The following is an 18,579-nucleotide window of genomic DNA, read 5'->3' as shown; positions in this document are numbered from 1 at the left end:
GCCAGCGCCCGGCTGGTGGGGGACAATTTACAAACTCTTTGCACTTCGCCCGATCTTCCCGACCATACATTAGCCATAATTATCATTAACGCCTTATAAAACAATAACCTTATCATTTGTATGGATTATGATAATGATGATTTCTTCGCGTTTTACCCGCTGGTTAACTCTGGTTGCGCTGGCCGCGACGGTTGCCGTCGCGCTCCCTGCTCGCGCCAATACCTGGCCTCTTCCGCCCGCCGGCAGCAACGTCGTAGGTGAAAACCGCTTTCACGTGGTTGAAAACGATGGCGGTTCGCTGGAAGCGATTGCTAAAAAATATAACGTCGGGTTCCTGGCGCTGTTGCAGGCCAACCCGGGCGTAGATCCCTATGTGCCCCGGGCGGGCAGCGTACTGACGATTCCGCTGCAAACCATCCTGCCGGACGCGCCGCGTCAGGGCATTGTAATTAACCTCGCCGAACTGCGTCTGTATTACTACCCGCCGGGCAAGAACGAAGTGACCGTTTACCCTATCGGTATTGGTCAACTGGGGGGCGATACGCTGACCCCTACCATGGTCACCACCGTCTCTGATAAGCGCGCTAATCCAACCTGGACTCCGACGGCAAACATCCGCGCCCGCTATAAGGCACAGGGTATCGATCTCCCTGCCGTGGTTCCCGCGGGCCCGGATAATCCGATGGGGCACCATGCCATTCGCCTGGCGGCCTACGGTGGGGTTTATCTTCTGCACGGAACGAATGCGGATTTTGGGATCGGGATGCGCGTCAGCTCCGGCTGCATTCGCCTGCGCGATGACGACATCAAAACGCTCTACCGCGTGATCGCCCCTGGCACGAAAGTGAATATCATCAATACGCCGATTAAAGTGTCTGAAGAGCCGGGTGGCGTCCGTCTGGTTGAGATCCACCAGCCGCTATCGAAAAACATTAATGACGATCCGCAGACGCTGCCGATTAATCTGAATGCCTCGATGGTGAGCTTTAAAACGAATGCAAACACCGATGGCGCAGTGATGGAGCGGGCGATGGAAGCGCGCTCCGGGATGCCAACCGATGTCACGCGGCATCATGAGGTTGCTCAGCAGTCAATGTAAACGGTAATAACGACAAACGCCCTGCATTAGCAGGGCGTTTTTTTTTGCAGTGGCATAACGGAGGGTTGCGTTACGCTTATTTGTAGATAACTGCGGTACCGTGCAGGGTGTTAGGACCGGTCACAGAGGTGATGCGGAATGATTTCGCACCCATTTCGTCAGCTTTTTGTGCCAGCTGATCTTCCAGAGAGCCGAGGTTAGTCCCGGCAGTGGCAGAGATGGTACCGACTTTCTGCTGGTCTGCTGGAGTGGATTGCACTTCAACAGCAGCGAAGCTTGCGAAAGAGAGTGAACTCAGAACGGCGGCAGCGATGAGGGTTTTAACGTTTTTCATGATTTTATACCTTTGGGCAGATGATGTAGTGGTCGTTAGTTATTTAGTTAACGATCGATAGGTAAATGATAGATGTGATCCAGGTCACACGTCAACCCATTTTTATAATGGTCGTTAAATTAATTTCATTTTCCTTATATTTCATAAAGATAAAATTAAATTATTTTTAAGAAATCACCGCTGGTCGTCGCAGACGTTTATTTTTATAATGACTATTCAACAAAACAACAGAGGACCAACGGCACATGACAACCGATGTCACGCGTTGCGCAAAGAAAAGCCGTGGCCGACCAAAAGTGTTCGACAGGGATGCGGCGCTCGATAAGGCCATGACGCTCTTCTGGCAGCATGGGTATGAAGCCACGTCGCTCTCCGACCTGGTGGAAGCAACGGGCGCGAAAGCCCCTACCCTGTACGCAGAGTTCACCAACAAAGAAGGCTTATTCCGGGCCGTTCTGGACAGATACATCTCGCGCTTCGCGGCAAAACACGAAGCCCAGCTATTCTGTGAAGAAAAAACGGTTGAGCAGGCATTGCAGGATTATTTCTGCGCAGTCGCAACCTGCTTTACCAGTAAAGACACGCCCGCGGGCTGTTTTATGATCAACACCTCCGCGACCCTCGCGGCATCGTCGAAAGAGATTGCCAACACGGTCAAATCGCGCCATGCGATGCAGGAGGAGACGCTCAGCACGTTTCTGGCTCAACGCCAGCAGCGCGGTGAAATTCCGGCGCATTGCCGTCCGCAGGAGCTGGCCCAGTATCTGAGCTGTATTCTACAGGGGATGTCCATCAGCGCCCGTGAAGGCGCGACGCTGGAAAAACTGCAGGGGATTACGCAAATAACGCTGCGCCTGTGGCCTGAACTTCTTAAACTCTGACGCAAAAAAAAGCTCCTCAGCCTGAGCGCATGAGGAGCTAAGTTCAGAGAACATCTTTTTTACACTTTGTTATTCAGTATCAGCTGACCATTGCTGTCGAGAGGGATCTGCGTACCAGGATCTTTATCCATGCGGATTTTGCCCTGCTGATCGCCAATTTTGTAGGTTACGTCGTAGCCCAACATTTTTTCAGACTTGTCATATACGGTTTTACAGCGCTGCTGCGTTGTGGTGTAGGTATCATTTTCCTGCATCGCGCCCTGCACCTGGTTACCGGCATAACCGCCACCCAGCGCACCAACTACCGTCGCGACATCCTTACCACGGCCACCACCAAACTGATGACCAATCACCCCACCAGCAACCGCGCCCAGCACGGAGCCAGCGATACGGTTTTCATCCTGAACCGGACGACGATGGGTGACAGAAACATTACGGCACTCCTGACGAGGCGTCTTGACCGTCTCTTTGATCGGTGTAGCGGAAACCACCTGCGCATACTGCGGGCCACGATCAAGTACGTTCAGACTGGCAACGGCAGCCACACCTAACGCAGCTGCGACGCCAATCCCTATACCCGCCAACATTGATTTATTCACGGGACTTCCTCCTTTGTTGCAATTGGTAGCAATTTTGCAGCGCAATAAACGCTTCGCCAATAAGATAAAGGATCAAAAAACCGGGGGATGAGCTGGGATAGCGTCTGTTTAAGAGAACTCTTAAGCGTCAGGAGCGAAATGCACAGCATGCTGTGCTAAGAATTCCCTCCGGAGAGCCCGGAGGGATGGAGAAATTAGTGCAGCTTCAGGCGTGGGCGGATAACGCGGTTGATGCGGCCGACCAGCATCATCAGGCCGGTTTTGAAGTAGCCGTGCAGCGCAATCTGGTGCATACGGTACAGAGAAATGTACACGAAGCGGGCGATGCGCCCTTCTACCATCATAGAGCCGCGCATCAGGTTGCCCATCAGGCTGCCCACGGTGGAAAAGTTTGAGAGCGATACCAGAGAGCCGTGGTCTTTGTAGACATAGGCTTTCATCGGTTTGCCTTTCATCTGCGCCAGGATGTTATGCAGCACGAGGCTTGCCATCTGGTGCGCGGCCTGAGCGCGAGGAGGCACAAACCCGCCTTCCGGACGCGCGCAGGAGGCACAGTCGCCGATAGCGAAGATGTCCGGATCGCGCGTGGTTTGCAGCGTCGGCTCTGTCACCAGCTGGTTAATGCGGTTTGTCTCCAGCCCACCGATATCTTTCATGAAATCAGGCGCTTTGATCCCCGCAGCCCAGACCATCAGGTCGGCCTGGATGTATTCGCCGTCTTTGGTATGCAGTCCGCCCTCATCCGCGCTGGTCACCATGGTCTGGGTCAGCACGCGCACGCCCAGTTTGGTCAGCTCGTTGTGCGCCGCGCCGGAAATACGCGGCGGCAGCGCAGGCAGAATACGTTCACCTGCTTCCACCAGCGTCACATTCAGCGCTTCATTAGTCAGTCCTTTGTAGCCGTAGCTGTGCAGCTGTTTGACCGCATTGTGCAACTCCGCCGATAATTCAACGCCCGTTGCGCCGCCGCCCACGATAGCAATGTTAACCTTGCCGTTAGCACCCATGTTGTTGGTGTACTTCAGGAACAGGTTAAGCATCTCCTGATGGAAACGACGCGCCTGATGCGGGTTATCCAGGAAGATACAGTGCTCTTTTACGCCTGGGGTGTTGAAATCATTGGACGTACTGCCCAGGGCCATCACCAGCGTGTCATAGGCCAGCTTGCGCTCAGGAACCAGCAGCTCGCCTTTATCATCACGCAGCTCAGCCAGCGTGATGGTTTTGTTTTCACGGTTGATGTCCACCACCGAACCCAGCTGGAACTGGAAGTGGTGGTTACGCGCATGTGCCAGATAGCTGAGCGCATCCACGCCCTCATCCAGCGACCCGGTCGCCACTTCGTGCAGTAACGGCTTCCACAGATGGCTGTGGTTACGATCCACCAGCGTGATTTTGGCTTTCTTACCGCGACCCAGTTTCTTACCCAGCTGCGTCGCCAGCTCCAGCCCGCCAGCACCACCGCCGACAATCACTATCTTTTTCAATGGCGTAGTCAACGTGACCCCCTCAAATTATTAACCAATTGTTAATTAAAAGTTATATAAATAACCCTTAATTAACAACAGGTTACTGCGCTGAAACCATTCAGATTCATTGAGAATAGCACGTCAGGCGCATTGGTCATACCAAAATTGATATGTATCAAGTTTTGATGGTTTAAAAGTAGACAACTCCGACAAAAAAGAGGCCCGGCACGCTTTCACGTACCGGGCCTCTATCAGGTTCAGGGAGTTCAGCCCAGCGTTTTAAAGGCCTTAATACGCTGCAAGTGCGGGGAAATATTTTTGAACTTGTGGGTCTGCTCTTCGTCCCAGACAATTTCGTAGTAATGATGCAGAAGTTCGGCAGCGCGGGAGCTGTCCAGCGCTTCATCGTTGCGGGAGAGGATCGCCAGACACCGGTCGCGGTTCTTTTCGCGGAAATTACTCACGCATTTTGTTGCGATATCGGCGTACTCTTCCGGACGGTCAATCTTGCCTTCCATGTTTTCGTTTGGAAACAGGTTAGGATTCAAAATGACCTGACGGATATCGCACAAAAAACCGATGCGCTCTGCCCAGTATCCCCCCAACCCCACGCCGCAAATCAGCGGGCGATCGTCGATATTGAGCTGCAACATTTTGTCCACTTCTTTAAGCAGATGCTGCATGTCATGCTTCGGATGACGCGTGCTGTAACTGATCAGCCGGACATCCGGATCGATAAACTGCAATTGCAGCACTTTCTCATGATTACCAGGACTGTTTGAGTCAAAACCGTGTAAATAAATGATCATCGTCTCACCACGCTACGCCTTCCGGGATGAATTAAAGGGCTGCTTTATGTGCCTGCCAGCGCTCGTTCAGGGCTTCAAGCCGGGCGTTTACCGTTTTCCAGCGCGCCGAGTCCATCAGCTCCTGACGACTAAATGAACCTTTATGATACAATTGTGTAACACGTTCAGCATTGATCGGCGACAGGTTATCCAGCACGCTCACCGCCCCTTTACGATTATTGCAGACGAGGATCATATCGCAACCCGCATCCAGCGAAGCCTGCCCACGTTCGGCATAGCTTCCCATGATCGCCGCCCCTTCCATGGATAAATCGTCAGAGAAAATAACGCCATTGAAGCCCAACTCCTGACGCAGCACGGTTTTAAGCCAGTGCGGAGAGCCGCTGGCCGGACGCGGATCAACGTCACTGTAGATGACGTGCGCAGGCATAATAGCGTCCAGCTTGTTATCGGTAATCAGCGAGCGGAAAACAGACATATCTTTAGCGCGAATGTCTGCTTCCGGGCGCGGATCGCGCGGGGTTTCTTTATGGGAATCCGCCGTCACCGCCCCGTGGCCAGGGAAATGTTTGCCGGTGGTTTTCATGCCCGCATCGTGCATACCGTCAATGAAACGCGTCGCTATTGCCAGCGCGATACGTGGATCGTCATGATACGAACGCTCACCAATTGCCGCGCTAATGTGTCCTACGTCCAGCACCGGGGCGAAGCTGATATCGATATCCATGGCGATCATCTCGCTGGCCATCAACCAGCCTGCGTCCTGCGCCAGTTGACCGCCCTCTTCAGTACCCAGCAGCGCAGCAAAAGATTGTGCGGCGGGTAAACGGGTAAACCCTTCGCGGAAACGCTGCACGCGTCCACCTTCCTGGTCGACAGCCACCACCAGGCGATTGCGTGACGCCGCGCGGATCTGGCGAACCAGCTCGCGCAACTGCGCCGGATCGTGATAATTGCGGGTGAAAAGAATCAGCCCCCCTACCAGCGGGTGCGCCAGAATTTCGCGCTCTTCCGCGTCCAGCTCAAACCCTTCAACATCCAACATTACTGGACCCACACCAACCTCTCTTATCCTTTCGTTTGTAACTGACGCCAGGCATCATTTGCCAGCGCAATAAATTGTTTGTCATCTGTCTGCTGAAGGCGCATTTCAAACCATCCCGCCATCAGCATCAGCACCCACGGACGCCAGCGCGCGACCTGCCGCGCAAGGGTGAGTACATTTATGTTGGCGTTTCGGGCATAGGCGGTTATCAGCTGCACGCGCGAAGCCTCATCAGGCATCCAGACCGCAGCGAGTTCAAGCGCCACGTCACCGTCCCCGGCATATTCCCAGTCGATAAGTTTCTCGCCCGCCGTGGTATGAACGATATTCCCCGCATGGACATCCATATGCAGCGGCGCCAGACGTAACGCCTTCGGCTCTCCCGCTTTACGCAGCCGCTTAAGCTGCGCCAGCCAGAAGGGCGTGCGTCGTCCAGGCGCAGCCTGCTGCCAATAGCTATCCAGTAATGGAAGTAACGTCACCCGCCAGCCCAGACGCGGCTGGCGATGCAGATGATACAGCATGGCTGCCAGCGTGGGCGTATCGGGAAGCTCGCTTTTGATCTCACCCGCAATAAACGCCACCGCCATCCAGTCCCTGATAAAGAGATGAGGTTTCGGGGCAAGGTCGGCGGGAAGGCGCTTCAGGGCGCGGAACTGGCGACGAAAATGGGCGGCAGGCGCGGCGGCATCGTGATGCTGACGTAATACCAGCCGATGGTCGCCACGCTCAATAATGCAACTCGCGCCGCCAAGCCCGACGGGGGCTTGCGGCGCGATAACACGGTACTGGGGGAAATAACGCGTCTGGACATCCTGACGCGTGCGCTTATTGTTGCGTAACGGCACCTTTACCTGACCAGATAATTTCGCCGGTTTGAACCAGCATTAACTGCATCTGCAACGACGGCGTGTTCACGTTGCCTGTCGCGTTAGAATAAAGGACATACTGCGCACCAACGTTGCGGGCGATACCAATCGCTTTACTGCGCGAACCCAGGCTGTCCTGAGGCGACAGACCAAGCTGTTGCTTGGCGACCGCGAGTTGCTGGGCTGAGACCAGCGTAAATTTACCGTTGTTTGCCAGCGCGTTGCGCAGGGTTTCCGTCGCTTCTCCCGCATTCAGTGAACCGTTTGTACGGTTGTTCACGCTGTCCACCAGCAGCACACTGCCAGGCGTAACGCCCTGTGCCTGCAACATTTTGCCCACCATCGGCTGCATCGCGCCGTTCCAGTCATAGTGCCGCACTCGCGGCGCAGGCTGCGCGGTATCGTCCGGATGTTCGATCGGGCCAGGCTGCGCCGGAATAGTCGGTACAGACGGCACGGTTGGAACAGGTTGCGCCGGTGTTGTTGGCTGTTCCGTTCCCGGCTTCGCCTGATCCACCGGTGCAGGTTCTTCCGTTCGCGTCACACAGCCTGCCAGAAAGAGTGCGAACGCACTCAGGAGCGCATAACGGCTCATTGTTTTAATCAAGGTTCACTCCTTACAAATAAAGATAAAGTCTCACCTTATGTGCACCCAGATAGCTGGCGCTGCCGTAGAGCGTGACCGACGATCTTGCCGGGACCGTCACGCTACGCGGCGCCTCAAGCGGGTGCATCTCAAGACCTCTCACGTCATACCAGTAGAAGCGATAATGCACCGTCACTGGCTCTTGCCTTTCGTTATAGAGCGTAGAGGAGGCAGAAGACTGGATTTCGCTTATGGTCAACGAAGGATTTTCCGCCGTGATGCCCGCAGCAAGCACTGAGGACTCCATCACCAGCGTCTGTTCTTCACTGACCGGGATGGCGGGACGCGCGCTGCACCCAACCATAACCAGCGTCACGATCAGCGCTGCAATACGCCCAGTTAACATATTAAAGACCTTTATGTGCCAGCATCGGTCCCAGTGGACGTCCACCCAGAAGATGCATATGAATATGATAGACTTCCTGGCCGCCATGGCGATTACAGTTCATGATCAAACGGTATCCATCTTCAGCAATCCCTTCCTGCTCAGCAATTTTCGCGGCCACCGTAAGCATACGGCCCAGCGCCACTTCATGCTCGGTTTTAACGTCATTGACGGTCGGAATCAGAATATTGGGAATAATAAGGATGTGCGTCGGCGCCTGGGGAGAAATGTCGCGGAAAGCCGTGACCAGTTCATCCTGATAGACAATATCCGACGGAATTTCCCGGCGGATAATTTTACTGAAAATCGTTTCTTCAGCCATGACCTTTTCCTTTTATGTTTAATCTGGCGTCGTGCGTCCGTTGTTAACACACATTGTCTGTTTTACTGTGTGACACAACACAAGAGTATGAGCGAGTTTCTCCTGTCCTTTCAACCTTCTCCCGTTATTTCTTTCCTGATTATCGCCCATCTGGGTGAAGAGGCATCGCTTTAGGACATTTCTTTTCTGAAACCTGATTTCAGTTCATCCCGAAACATCTGTTTACAGCGTTAATCACAATGCGTATATTTCGCATTTGCATTTTCATGCGCATTTTTAACATAGAAAACGACGTCAGCCCGTGCTAGCGGGACTGTCGCGCATTACCTTCACCATTCACTAAGGGTTTGATGATGTCTTTCATTAATCACACCAGGGATGGGCAACGTCAGCCTGCCGCAACACCTTCGTTGCTGGCCGCCTGCATTGCTATGGCATTGACGCCAACCACCGCTTTCGCTGCTTCAACAGCCGAAGATACCGTCGTCGTTGATGGGGGTTTTGATAACACACAGGATCTTTCTGCCAGCCAGGATCAGGATTACAGCGTAAAAACCACCACCACCGGCACCAAACTGTTGCTGGTTCCCCGCGACATCCCACAGTCCGTCAGCGTTATCAGCCAGCAACGTATGGCTGACCAGAATCTGCAATCCATCGGCCAGGTGCTGACGAACACCACGGGCATTACGGCGCAGGTGCAGGACAGCGATCGTACCGTATTTTACTCACGCGGATTTTTCGTCAGCAACTACGCCTATGACGACCTTCCAACGTCCATCAGTGAAGTGTGGAACTTTGGTGATACCGCCGCCGATACCGCAATTTATGACCGCATTGAAGTGGTCCGCGGCGCCACAGGCCTGATGTCCGGGACGGGCAACCCGGCGGCGTACGTTAATATGGTGCGCAAGCATGCGGACAGCCAGGAATTTAAAGGCAACGTCTCCGCCAGCTACGGCAGCTGGGACAAGCAGCGTTACGTGCTGGATCTCCAGGCGCCGCTGGTGGAATCAGGTAAGGTACGGGGTCGTCTGATCACGGGTTATCAGGACAACGACAGCTTCGTGGATAACTACCACTACCGGAAGAAATTCCTCTACGGCGTGATGGATGCAGATGTTACCGACAGCACGACCCTCTCTGTAGGGTATGAGTATCAGGAAAGCCATACCGCCGACCCAACCTGGGGCGGGCTGCCGACCTGGTACAGCGACGGAAGTAAGACCAACTACAATCGCAGCCAGACCGTCGCGCCTGACTGGGCCTATTCAGATAAAGACAGCACCCGCATCTTCGCTAACCTGACCCAGCGTTTCGATAATGGCTGGGAAGCGCACATCAACGGCATGCATGCTGAAACCAACTTTGACTCTAAGCTGATGTATATGTCCGGTTATCCGGATAAAGAGACCGGCGCGGGCCTGGTGGGTTACGGCGGCTGGAACCGCGGGGAACGCAAACAGGATGCGGTCGATGCCTTCCTGCGCGGCGGTTTCGATCTCTTTGGCCGTCAGCACGAGATGATGTTCGGCGGCAGCTTTAGCCGTCAGCGTAACCATTACGACAACACCATGCCGGATGCAGTATACGGCATGGTTGATGTCGGCAACTTTAAGAACTGGAACGGGAACATTGCCGATCCGCAGTGGACGCCGTGGAAACTCTACAGCAAGGATGATATTCGCCAGTCTTCAGCCTATTCCTCTGCGCGTTTCTCACTCGCCGATCCGTTGCACCTGATCCTGGGGGCGCGTTACACCCAATACAACATTCGCTATAACCCCGCTGGTTCGCCGAATACACGTCTGGAAAGCACCAAAGATGATGTCACGCCGTATGCCGGCCTGGTGTATGACATCAATGAGGACTGGTCGACCTACGTCAGCTATACCTCTATCTTCCAGCCGCAGGATAAGCGCAATGCCAGTGGACGTTATCTCGACCCTACCACGGGTAAAAGCTACGAAGCCGGGGTGAAGGCAGACTGGTTTAATACCCGCCTCACCACCTCGCTGGCGATTTTCCGCATTGAGCAGGATAACGTGGCCAGCAACACGTATACCTACATGCCGAGCGGTGAGTCGATTTATGAATCGCTGGACGGGGTGGTCAGCAAAGGGGTCGAGTTTGAGCTCAACGGTGCACTGACCGATAACTGGCAGCTGACCTTTGGCGCGACGCGTTACATTGCAGAAGATAAGAATGGCAACGCTGTCAGCTCCGATCAGCCGCGCACAACCATGAAGTTGTTCACTCGTTATCAACTGCCAATGCTGCCGGAACTGACCGTGGGCGGTGGCGTAAACTGGCAGAACAAAGTGTGGACGGACGTGGAAGGCGGTCCGGCAGGACGTTCCCGCGCGGAGCAAGGCAGCTATGGGCTGGTGAACCTGTTCAGTCGCTATCAGGTCACCAAAGACTTTGCTGTTCAGGCTAACGTCAACAACCTCTTCGACAAAGAGTATTACGACTACGTCGGATCGTATGTAGTGTATGGCGCGCCACTGAACGTTTCGGTGAGCGCGAGCTACGACTTCTGAGTATTAGGCCCGGTGGCGCTGCGCTTGCCGGGCCTACCCATCACGTAGGCCGGGTAAGGCGCAGCCGCCACCCGGCCCCCCAAACCGAGTAATAAAAAAGGCAGCCATTCGGCTGCCTTAGTCTCCCCAGATCACAGCTTAGTTGTTGCGGATGTACTCATCCATTTCGGTTTTCAGGTTATCGGATTTCGTTCCGAAGATTGCCTGAACACCAGAACCTGCAACAACGACGCCTGCTGCGCCCAGTTTTTTCAGACCCGGCTGGTCGACTTTCGCAACGTCGGCAACGCTCACACGCAGACGAGTGATACACGCGTCCAGGTTAGTGATGTTCTCTTTACCGCCGAAAGCAGCAACCAGAGCAGGTGCCATTTCGCTGGTCACACCGGCTTTGCTGTCTTCCGTTGCATCTTCACGACCCGGCGTTTTCAGGTCCAGTGCTTTGATCAGCACGCGGAAGACGGTGTAGTACACCACTGCGTAGCCCGCACCCACGATTGGGAACAGCCACAGCTTGCTGCTGTTACCGGACAGAACGATGAAGTCGATCAGGCCGTGAGAGAAGGACGTACCGTCACGCATACCCAGCAGGATACAGATTGGGAATGCCAGACCTGCCAGTACCGCGTGGATGATGTACAGGATCGGCGCAACGAACATGAAGGAGAACTCGATCGGCTCGGTGATACCGGTCAGGAACGAGGTCAGCGCTGCGGAGATCATGATACCGCCCACTTTTGCACGGTTCTCTGGTTTAGCAGAGTGCCAGATAGCAATTGCAGCTGCCGGCAGACCGTACATTTTGAACAGGAAGCCACCAGACAGTTTACCTGCCGTTGGGTCGCCCGCCATGTAGCGTGGGATGTCGCCGTGGAACACCTGACCTGCTGCGTTGGTGTATTCACCAATCTGCATCTGGAATGGAACGTTCCAGATGTGGTGCAGACCAAATGGTACCAGGCAGCGCTCAATGAAGCCGTAGATACCGAACGCCACAACCGGGTTCTGGTAAGCTGCCCACTGAGAGAAGGTCTGGATTGCCGTACCGATTGGTGGCCAGATGAAGGACAGGACCACACCGGTGAAAATCGCGGCCAGACCAGAAATGATCGGCACAAAACGTTTACCCGCGAAGAAGCCCAGATACTCAGGCAGCTTGATGCGATAGAAGCGGTTAAACATATACGCTGCAATCGCACCGGAGATGATACCACCGAGAACACCGGTGTCCGCCAGGTGCTTAGCGGCAATCTCTTCAGCAGGTAAATGCAGTACCAGCGGCGCAACCACAGCCATGGTTTTCACCATGATGCCGTAAGCAACAACGGACGCCAGAGCGGAAACACCGTCGTTATTGGTGAAGCCCAGAGCAACACCGATAGCGAAGATCAGCGGCATGTTAGCAAAAACAGAACCGCCTGCTTCGGCCATCACGTGGGAAACTACGGCTGGCAGCCAGCTGAAGTTTGCAGAACCGACACCCAGCAGGATACCTGCGATAGGCAGTACGGATACTGGCAGCATCAGCGATTTACCGACCTTTTGCAGGTTAGCAAATGCATTCTTAAACATAATTGAGAGTGCTCCTGAGTATTTGTGCTTTTTTTTACGTTTTCACGCATTGGCCCGGGGGGAGTACCGCGCCGTGGACAGGACATCTAAGCGCCCTTTATTTATTACACAGAGTAAAATAATTCCCTCTGAGTTTGTTTGACGGCTATCACGTTTCAGTTCAAGACGGCCAAAAAACTTGCAGATATTTACATAAAGCATGTCTGGATGTGTCTAAAAACGCCATCACCGCCCCGAATGAGGCGGTGAACTTTACTCGCTTTACTTATTAATTACGAGCCTAAAAATAACAGGTGTATCAGACAGATTGCAGGCGGGCGGGGTCAATATGGAACAGGCTGGCGAAGTTTTCCGTTGTCACGCGAGCCAGTTCTTCAATACTGACACCTTTCAGAACGGCCATATACTCAGCGACATCCCGGGTCATCGCTGGCTGGTTCTCTTTGCCACGATGAGGCACCGGCGCCAGGTACGGGGAATCGGTTTCCACCAGAATACGATCCAGCGGAACATAGCGCGCCGCATCACGCAGTTGCTCAGCATTACGGAACGTGACAATCCCCGAGAACGAGATATAAAAGCCCAAATCAAGCAGCTTACCCGCCGTTTCTCTGTCTTCTGTGAAACAGTGTAGTACGCCACCGCAATCCGTCACCTTTTCTTCCCGCAGGATACCCAGCGTGTCGGCGCGCGCATCTCGGGTGTGAACGATAACCGGCTTATTCAGTTCCCGGCCAATGCGGATATGGTTACGGAAGGATTCCTGCTGGCGAGGTTTCGTTTCCGGAGTGTAGAAATAGTCCAGGCCGGTCTCGCCCATCGCCACTACGCCCTCTTCTGCGGCAAGACGGCGTAAATCCTCAACGTCGTACGCTTCATCCTGATTCAGCGGATGCACGCCGCAGGAGAAGACGACATTATCGCGCTCGCCTACCAATTCACGCATGGAGCGGTAACCCGGCAACGTGGTCGCCACGGCCAGGCAAAATTTCACATCGCGCGCGGCGGCTTTCGCCAGCACGTCGTCTACATTTTTATGCAGGGATTGATAATCCAGGCCATCGAGATGGCAGTGTGAGTCGACTAAAAACATAATGTCTCTCTCAGAGGTGGGAAACCGGCGGTATGACGCCCGGTTGCAGGTAGTGTTCAATACGCAGTAACTGGTCGGTCAGTAAAAGCTCGCGATTGAGACCGGTTACCGTCAAAAGTTGTTCACGACTCTGGCAGATATCATGAAGGATAGCGTGCAGCGACTGCCCTGACAGGCGATTCGCCAGCGTGGTGACCAGCGCCCACACGTCAGGGTTAGTCAGAAGCGTAGCCCCCTGCTGAATTTTGAGCGCATCCAGCAGCAGCGCGGCCAGCCAGTGCAGCCGTTCCGGAGCCTGATCGCTGTTCAGCGCTGGCAGCACGCTCAGCCAGTCATGGATGTCGAGGGCTGATTCAACCGCACGACACAGCGTTTCACGCTGGGACCACACCTCGGGCTGTAATAAGGCCAGCGCAGCCGCAGGCGCACCGCTGCACAGGCGCAACGCTGAGAGCGCCGCGTCTTGTGACACCGTCACTTCCCGCTCAAGCCAGGCGAGTGCCCAGGATTCCTGAGGGACAGCAAGGTGGTGAAGACGGCAGCGACTGCGCAGCGTCGCCAGCAAGCGTTCCGGCTCGCGGCAGGAGAGGAAAAACCAGGTGTTTTCTGGCGGCTCTTCCAGGGTTTTTAACAGCGCGTTGGCTGCGGCTTCCGTGAGCAGCGCGGCATCTTTCAGCCACACCACTTTCGCCCCCCCCAGACGCGCATATTCGTACAGTTTCTCACTGACCTCACGCACCGCGTCGATACCGAGCGTATTTTTGCCCTTCTCAGGTTCGAGGGTGTAATAGTCAGGATGCGTGCCCGCCTGCATGAGCTGGCAACCCCGGCACTTACCGCAGCTTTTATGTCCTTCCGGCTGTTGGCACATCAGAAAGCGGGTGATGGCGTAAATCAACGCATCATCACCCATTCCCGGCAGCGCCTGGATCAGTAACGCATGATGCCCCCGACCAACCTGATAGCTGCCGATCAGCTGTTCAAAGTGTGGGCGCAACCATGGATACCATTTCATGCCTGCTGCTCCTGTAGCCACTGCGTAACGGTCTGCTGAATATCACATGTAACGTCTTCAAGGAATTGCGTCGCATCGATGGTACGAATGGTCTTGTCCTGCCCGGCCAGTTCCAGATAACGCGCACGGGTGCGGTTAAAGAAATCAAAAGACTCCTGTTCGATGCGGTCCAGTTCGCCGCGGGCACGGGCGCGCTTCAGGCCCACCTCAGGGGTCACGTCCAGATACAGCGTCAGGTCAGGACGGAAATCGCCCAGAACCGCGTCGCGAAGCGTAGCCAGCATGGCCTGATCGATACCCCGGCCACCGCCCTGATACGCCTGGGTTGAGAGATCGTGGCGATCGCCAATCACCCATTTGCCTTCTGCCAGAGCGGGTTTGATCACCGTCTCCACCAGCTGAACGCGCGCCGCATAGAACATTAGCACTTCCGCTTTGTCGGTAATAACTTCATCGCCAACGGATTTGATATCCAGAACCAGGCTGCGCAGTTTTTCCGCCAGCTGCGTACCGCCCGGCTCGCGGGTGAAGACCATGTCGGCGACGCCAAGCGATTTCAGCGTATCCACCACCACGTTACGGGCGGTGGTTTTGCCCGCCCCTTCGAGTCCCTCAATGACAATGTATTTACTGCGCATTTTTTTCCTTAAGTGCCTTCAGATAGTCCTGAACGGAGCGATTGTGGCTGGCCAGGTTGGTATTGAACGTATGCCCCCCTTTTCCGTCAGCCACAAAATAGAGATACGGCGTTTTGGCCGGGTGCGCGGCGGCCTTCAACGATGCTTCACTCGGCGTCGCAATCGGTCCAGGCGGCAGGCCGCTAATCACGTAGGTATTATACGCCGTTGGCGTTTCCAGATCTTTTCTGGAAATCCTGCCGTTGTAGTTTTCGCCCATGCCGTAGATGACGGTAGGATCGGTTTGCAAACGCATGCCGATGCGCAGACGGTTAATAAACACCGAGGCAACCTGGTCACGTTCGGCAGCAACGGCCGTCTCTTTCTCGATGATCGAGGCCATCGTCATGAACTGGTTTTGATCTTTATAAGGCAGGCCCTCTGCTCGCCCTTTCCACGCAGCGTCTACCGCCGCGACCATTTTGTTGTGCGCGCGCTTCAGAATTGCCACATCCGTCGTGCCTGCCGTATACATCCACGTATCGGGCCAGAACCAGCCTTCCACCCACTCGGGATGTTCGAATTTTAAGGCGTCTGCCACGGTCTGGTAGCGGTCATCTTTCAGCGTATGCTTGATGTACGGCGCGTCACGCAGTTGCCTGAGATAATCGCTCAGACGCATACCTTCCACAAAACGCAATGGGAACTGGGCTTCTTTACCACTCTCCAGCAGTTGCAGCATCTCGCGCACGGTCATGCCAGGGGTGAAACGATAGGTACCGGCCTTGAAATGGGACAGGTCCGGCTGAATACGCAGCAGCCACTGGAATACGCGTGGACGATTGATAATTTTGTCGTCAAACAGCTGCTGACCAAGCGCCTGCCGCCCGGTCCCCGCTTTCAGGGTAAAAATCGTCTCGTCTTTAATCAGGATCTGACTTTCAGCCAGCTGACGGACTTTCCACACTCCCGCTCCGCCAGCGATTCCGAACGCAACGATAAGAAGGAGGACAAAGCGTAACATTTTCTTCATGACTACCTGGTTTGCTCACATAACGGGGCCAGAAACTGGAACAGCTCGCGGGATGACCAGCACTTGCGGTCATAAGCGCGAACGGGGACAACGGGCATCAGCGCATTGCAGATAACAACTTCTTCGGCAGCCAGCAGCGCCTCTTCCTTAGCGTTAACTTCGACAACGCGAAAGCCTGCGCGTGCCAGCTGTTGCAAACAAAACTGCCGCATAATGCCGTTGACTCCGGCCTGCTCCAGCGAAGGCGTGAATACGTCACTGCCCTTCCGCCAGAGTAAATTAGCCGCACAGCATTCCGTAATGTACCCTTCGCTGTCAAGAACCAGCGCCTCCCCGGCCTCCGTCTGCTCAAGATGAGTACGAATAAGCACCTGTTCAAGACGGTTAAGATGTTTTATGCCAGCGAGCATCGGGTTTCGCCCCAGACGTACCGGGCTAAGCGCCAGGACTACGCCCTCTTCACGCCAGTGCGCGTAATGGGAAGGATAATCTGAAACGGAAAGGATCCGCGCAGGATGCTGGCAGGCAGAACCGCTATAGCCCCGACCACCGCTGCCGCGGCTGATAATGACTTTCAGGACGCCGCTTGCTTTCTCTGACGCCAGCCGACGCATTTCACTTTCAAGAATGTCCCACTGCGAGAAGGGGATCAGTAATGCTTCGCAGGCTTTTTGTAAACGAAGGATATGGGCCCCGAGCAGGCACACGCCACCGTCGAGAATACGTGCGGTCGTGAAACAGCCATCGCCAAACTGGGTCGCCCTGTCGCTTGCCGGCAGCATTTCTTGCTCAAGGCCATTAATTAAAAACATAGTGGCTCCTTATGCATGGAGGCTCAGTCTGGCAGGATGTGGTTAGCCGGACAAGGGGATATCACCTAATAAAAAAGGCCCGGCAAGCGGACCTTTATTATCGTCAGCGACTAACCAGACTCAGACCTTTTTGAAGATCAGAGAACCGTTAGTCCCACCGAAGCCGAAGGAGTTACACAGGGTGTACTCCATACCGCTAACCTGGCGCGCTTCGTGGGGAACGAAGTCCAGATCGCAACCTTCATCTGGATTATCCAGGTTGATAGTTGGCGGTACAGCCTGATCGCGCAGCGCGAGAATAGAGTAGATTGATTCTACTGCACCCGCCGCACCCAGGAGGTGACCGGTCATGGATTTCGTGGAGCTCACCAGTACACGGCTGGCAGATTCGCCGAAGATAGACTTAACCGCCTGCGCTTCTGCTTTATCGCCCGCAGGGGTAGATGTCCCGTGCGCGTTAACGTAGCCAATCTGTGCCGGCGTAATGCCCGCATCACGGATGGCGTTTTCCATCGCCAGCGCAGCACCTGCGCCGTTCTCTGGAGGAGACGTCATGTGGTAAGCATCGCTGCTCATGCCAAAGCCAACAACTTCAGCATAAATTTTCGCGCCACGTTTTTTCGCGTGTTCGTACTCTTCCAGTACGATCATGCCTGCACCGTCACCCAGCACGAAACCATCACGGTCTTTATCCCACGGACGGCTCGCCGCCTGAGGATTATCGTTTCGGGTAGAGAGCGCACGCGCTGCACCGAAGCCACCGACGCCCAGCGGGGTACTGGCTTTTTCAGCACCGCCCGCAACCATAGCATCTGCATCGCCGTACGCGATGATACGCGCGGCCTGGCCGATGTTATGCACGCCAGACGTACAGGCTGTCGCGATTGAGATGCTTGGGCCACGCAGGCCGAACATAATGGTCAGGTGACCTGCCACCATGTTTACAATCGTAGACGGAACGAAGAACGGGCTGATTTTACGCGGGCCGCCATTCACCAGAGATGTATGGTTTTCCTCGATCAGGCCAAGACCGCCAATCCCGGAGCCGATAGCAGCGCCGATACGGGTAGCGTTCTCTTCCGTAATCTCAAGGCCAGAATCCTGCATGGCCTGAACGCCAGCGACAATTCCATATTGAATGAAGGCATCCATCTTGCGCTGTTCTTTGCGCGAGATGATCTCTTCACAGTTAAAATCCTTTACTAAGCCAGCAAATTTCGTTGCATAGGCGCTAGTATCGAAATGGTCGATTAGGCTGATGCCGCTCTGACCGGCAAGGAGAGCTTTCCAGGTGGACTCTACGGTATTGCCGACAGGAGACAACATGCCAAGTCCGGTCACAACTACACGACGCTTAGACACGTTTGTCCTCCAGGGAGGGATAAAAAAAGAGATTCGTGGGACTACAAAAGATAAAACTCAGGCGGTCGAATGAC

The 18,579-nt window shown here is 54.7% G+C and carries 19 protein-coding genes; 3 read left to right on the top strand and 16 right to left on the bottom strand.

Going from position 1 to position 18,579, the window contains the following annotated elements:
- The first annotated feature begins 133 nt into the window (after window positions 1–133).
- Window positions 134–1,099, top strand: a complete 966-nt coding sequence (locus HWQ15_RS16820) for a L,D-transpeptidase family protein (RefSeq protein ID WP_022650791.1) — start codon at window positions 134–136, stop codon at window positions 1,097–1,099.
- A 76-nt stretch (window positions 1,100–1,175) separates the two neighbouring features.
- On the opposite strand, the gene bhsA is transcribed toward HWQ15_RS16820, so the two are convergent.
- Entirely contained in the window at window positions 1,176–1,433 is a 258-nt protein-coding gene (gene bhsA, locus HWQ15_RS16815) for a multiple stress resistance protein BhsA (protein WP_006809234.1), read from the bottom strand.
- A 245-nt stretch (window positions 1,434–1,678) separates the two neighbouring features.
- On the opposite strand from bhsA, the gene HWQ15_RS16810 reads away from it, so the two are divergent.
- Window positions 1,679–2,314: a TetR/AcrR family transcriptional regulator gene (locus HWQ15_RS16810; RefSeq protein ID WP_023305873.1), complete on the top strand. Its 636-nt coding sequence runs from the start codon at window positions 1,679–1,681 to the stop codon at window positions 2,312–2,314.
- Between the two features lie 59 nt (window positions 2,315–2,373).
- Here HWQ15_RS16810 and HWQ15_RS16805 read toward each other — a convergent pair whose 3' ends face one another.
- From HWQ15_RS16805 to hinT, 8 genes are all read right to left on the bottom strand, one after another.
- Complete coding sequence (locus HWQ15_RS16805) at window positions 2,374–2,913, bottom strand: glycine zipper 2TM domain-containing protein (RefSeq protein ID WP_017384715.1); 540 nt, start codon at window positions 2,911–2,913, stop codon at window positions 2,374–2,376.
- A 194-nt stretch (window positions 2,914–3,107) separates the two neighbouring features.
- The gene (locus HWQ15_RS16800; RefSeq protein WP_017693633.1) at window positions 3,108–4,412 is read right to left on the bottom strand and encodes an NAD(P)/FAD-dependent oxidoreductase; all 1,305 of its coding nucleotides are present in this window, start codon (window positions 4,410–4,412) and stop codon (window positions 3,108–3,110) included.
- Between the two features lie 236 nt (window positions 4,413–4,648).
- On the bottom strand, window positions 4,649–5,191 hold the full coding sequence (ycfP, locus tag HWQ15_RS16795; RefSeq protein ID WP_058647118.1) for an alpha/beta hydrolase YcfP: 543 nt from the start codon (window positions 5,189–5,191) through the stop codon (window positions 4,649–4,651).
- A 31-nt stretch (window positions 5,192–5,222) separates the two neighbouring features.
- Window positions 5,223–6,248, bottom strand: a complete 1,026-nt coding sequence (gene nagZ, locus HWQ15_RS16790; RefSeq protein ID WP_063149005.1) for a beta-N-acetylhexosaminidase — start codon at window positions 6,246–6,248, stop codon at window positions 5,223–5,225.
- 11 nt (window positions 6,249–6,259) lie between these two features.
- Window positions 6,260–7,084: a thiamine kinase gene (gene thiK / locus HWQ15_RS16785; protein ID WP_063149006.1), complete on the bottom strand. Its 825-nt coding sequence runs from the start codon at window positions 7,082–7,084 to the stop codon at window positions 6,260–6,262.
- The gene (gene lpoB, locus HWQ15_RS16780; RefSeq protein WP_085929697.1) at window positions 7,065–7,709 is read right to left on the bottom strand and encodes a penicillin-binding protein activator LpoB; all 645 of its coding nucleotides are present in this window, start codon (window positions 7,707–7,709) and stop codon (window positions 7,065–7,067) included. Before lpoB ends, thiK begins: the two co-directional genes overlap by 20 nt.
- A gap of 13 nt (window positions 7,710–7,722) precedes the next feature.
- Window positions 7,723–8,097, bottom strand: coding sequence for a YcfL family protein (locus tag HWQ15_RS16775; protein ID WP_022647747.1), 375 nt, complete (start codon window positions 8,095–8,097; stop codon window positions 7,723–7,725).
- A 1-nt stretch (window position 8,098) separates the two neighbouring features.
- Window positions 8,099–8,458, bottom strand: a complete 360-nt coding sequence (gene hinT, locus HWQ15_RS16770; RefSeq protein WP_006809243.1) for a purine nucleoside phosphoramidase — start codon at window positions 8,456–8,458, stop codon at window positions 8,099–8,101.
- Window positions 8,459–8,811: 353 nt separating this feature from the next.
- Here hinT and fhuE point away from each other — a divergent pair, with 353 nt between their 5' ends.
- A complete protein-coding gene (fhuE, locus tag HWQ15_RS16765) occupies window positions 8,812–11,001 on the top strand; it encodes a ferric-rhodotorulic acid/ferric-coprogen receptor FhuE (RefSeq protein ID WP_032622149.1) in 2,190 nt (729 codons plus the stop codon).
- 138 nt (window positions 11,002–11,139) lie between these two features.
- Here fhuE and ptsG read toward each other — a convergent pair whose 3' ends face one another.
- The 7 genes from ptsG to fabF form a co-directional block, all read right to left on the bottom strand.
- Window positions 11,140–12,573, bottom strand: coding sequence for a PTS glucose transporter subunit IIBC (gene ptsG / locus HWQ15_RS16760; protein ID WP_006809245.1), 1,434 nt, complete (start codon window positions 12,571–12,573; stop codon window positions 11,140–11,142).
- A gap of 298 nt (window positions 12,574–12,871) precedes the next feature.
- Window positions 12,872–13,666 (bottom strand): metal-dependent hydrolase, encoded by a 795-nt coding sequence (locus HWQ15_RS16755; protein WP_023299800.1) that lies wholly within the window; start codon window positions 13,664–13,666, stop codon window positions 12,872–12,874.
- 10 nt (window positions 13,667–13,676) lie between these two features.
- Window positions 13,677–14,681, bottom strand: coding sequence for a DNA polymerase III subunit delta' (gene holB, locus HWQ15_RS16750; protein ID WP_023299799.1), 1,005 nt, complete (start codon window positions 14,679–14,681; stop codon window positions 13,677–13,679).
- Complete coding sequence (gene tmk, locus HWQ15_RS16745) at window positions 14,678–15,319, bottom strand: dTMP kinase (RefSeq protein WP_063216015.1); 642 nt, start codon at window positions 15,317–15,319, stop codon at window positions 14,678–14,680. The genes holB and tmk overlap by 4 nt, the downstream gene beginning before the upstream one ends.
- Window positions 15,309–16,331 carry a cell division protein YceG gene (gene yceG, locus HWQ15_RS16740; protein ID WP_023299797.1) on the bottom strand — a complete coding sequence of 341 codons (1,023 nt, stop codon included), beginning with the start codon at window positions 16,329–16,331 and terminating at the stop codon, window positions 15,309–15,311. Before yceG ends, tmk begins: the two co-directional genes overlap by 11 nt.
- A gap of 2 nt (window positions 16,332–16,333) precedes the next feature.
- Window positions 16,334–17,143: an aminodeoxychorismate lyase gene (pabC, locus tag HWQ15_RS16735; RefSeq protein WP_023299796.1), complete on the bottom strand. Its 810-nt coding sequence runs from the start codon at window positions 17,141–17,143 to the stop codon at window positions 16,334–16,336.
- A gap of 120 nt (window positions 17,144–17,263) precedes the next feature.
- The gene (gene fabF / locus HWQ15_RS16730; RefSeq protein ID WP_022647740.1) at window positions 17,264–18,505 is read right to left on the bottom strand and encodes a beta-ketoacyl-ACP synthase II; all 1,242 of its coding nucleotides are present in this window, start codon (window positions 18,503–18,505) and stop codon (window positions 17,264–17,266) included.
- Window positions 18,506–18,579 lie beyond the last annotated feature (74 nt).

The organism is Enterobacter sp. DSM 30060, assembly GCF_013375955.1.
Classification (GTDB): Bacteria; Pseudomonadota; Gammaproteobacteria; order Enterobacterales; family Enterobacteriaceae; genus Enterobacter; species Enterobacter intestinihominis.
The sequence above is the reverse complement of the archived record's forward strand: the minus strand, read 5'-3'. Positions and strand labels throughout refer to the sequence as shown.